This is a genomic window from Herbivorax alkaliphila, from assembly GCF_030848475.1.
Classification (GTDB): Bacteria; Bacillota; Clostridia; order Acetivibrionales; family Acetivibrionaceae; genus Herbivorax.
On sequence record NZ_JAVDDS010000133.1, the window covers coordinates 1 to 1,351 of the forward strand.

Below are 1,351 nucleotides of genomic sequence, written 5' to 3' on the forward strand. Positions count from 1 at the left end.
GTTATAACTCCGGAGACGGTTGGAAATGATGATAGTGTATCTTCTACTTACTCAAAATATATACCAACGGACGAGCATGGTAATCCAATAGAGCTATCTAAACAATTTGTAAATGGACAAGATATTCCATTGCCAGACCCAGGAGCAAGTGGACCACACACTACTTTAGGTGGTACTGTGAGTTCAAATACTGGGGAAGTCTATTCACAAACGGCTACTTTTCCTGAAGGTTCATGGCCGACTGCAAATGGTCAAAATGTTCCTTGGAGTGAAGTTCATTGGTATGACCATGGGCGAGGAGACCATTTTAATCCACATCAACATATATTTAATTATGATTGGAATAATCGTTTTTGGTATCGTGAAGGACCATCAATTTTTTAGGAATAAAATTACAATGTAAAGCGAGGTAAATATGGATTTAATACTTGACATATTATTGAGAAAAGAAGACTTTAAAAAACTAAATATAATAGAATTGTTCAATGAATGGGGAGGTGAAAAAATTCCTCATGAACCTAGAAAATATAAGTTTAATTCGAAACTTGTTTTTCATCTGAATATTGATATAAATTATTATAGTAACATAATTCAAGATGATATAGATGTTGAAGAATTTATTTCTCTAAGCTTGGAGGGAAATAGCCTCTTGGAGCTAGAAATCATGGTAAACAAAGGGAAAAAACACCTGCCAGAAAGTGAATTAATAATTTTTTTGAACGAGCTTTATAATTCTCTTGAAGAGGTTTGCATTGTCAAATTACTAAATGAAGAAAGGATAGACGAAAAACATATAATTAATGATACAAAAAAGGCAATAGATGTTTTTATAAACAGCCTTGATTGGAAATCACCCAAAGGAATTGTGATTACAAAAAGACTTGATAAGAGTATCGATATGATTGAAGAGTGTCAATTTTAAATGTTGTAGTTTGTGTTCATTTTAGAAAATAATCGGGCTAAAACATGAACCAATATTTAACAAATAAAGCTGTGCCTTGCAAAAATTAAATCGGTCTAAAATATGCACTAATATTTAACTAATCAAGCAAGTACAACATACAATTCTATACTTTTAAAACAATAATAGCTTAATCAAAAAACAAGCACTTTGGTAATTAAAACCAAGATGCTTGTTTTTTTTGCATAACAAAATAAGCTATTGAAAAAGCTGTAACTGTTAGGCAACTTTTTTGTAGCTGTGATAAAGTCCTCCAAGAATAGACTTTGAAACCAATTTAGTATCTTCTACCTTAGTTTCTGGAGGTTTGTCTGATAAAATTGGAGTTTGGCAATTAAGTCCTTGATGTGTTCTGACAGGATCATAATAATCTTTTAAATAATTTTTGAG

At 31.4% G+C, this 1,351-nt stretch carries 2 protein-coding genes; both read left to right on the forward strand.

Translation table 11 applies throughout. From position 1 onward, the window contains the following. A partial coding sequence (locus tag RBH29_RS17655) for a hypothetical protein (protein ID WP_306698327.1) occupies positions 1-384 on the forward strand: 384 nt, incomplete at its 5' end. Positions 385-415: 31 nt separating this feature from the next. Further along, positions 416-922 carry a hypothetical protein gene (locus RBH29_RS17660; RefSeq protein WP_306698328.1) on the forward strand — a complete coding sequence of 169 codons (507 nt, stop codon included), beginning with the start codon at positions 416-418 and terminating at the stop codon, positions 920-922. The last annotated feature ends 429 nt before the right edge of the window (positions 923-1,351 follow it).

Excerpts from the sequence above, each read along its gene's own strand:
- RBH29_RS17660 (WP_306698328.1), top strand. The coding sequence starts at position 416 with ATGGATTTAATACTTGACATATTATTGAGAAAAGAAGACTTTAAAAAA.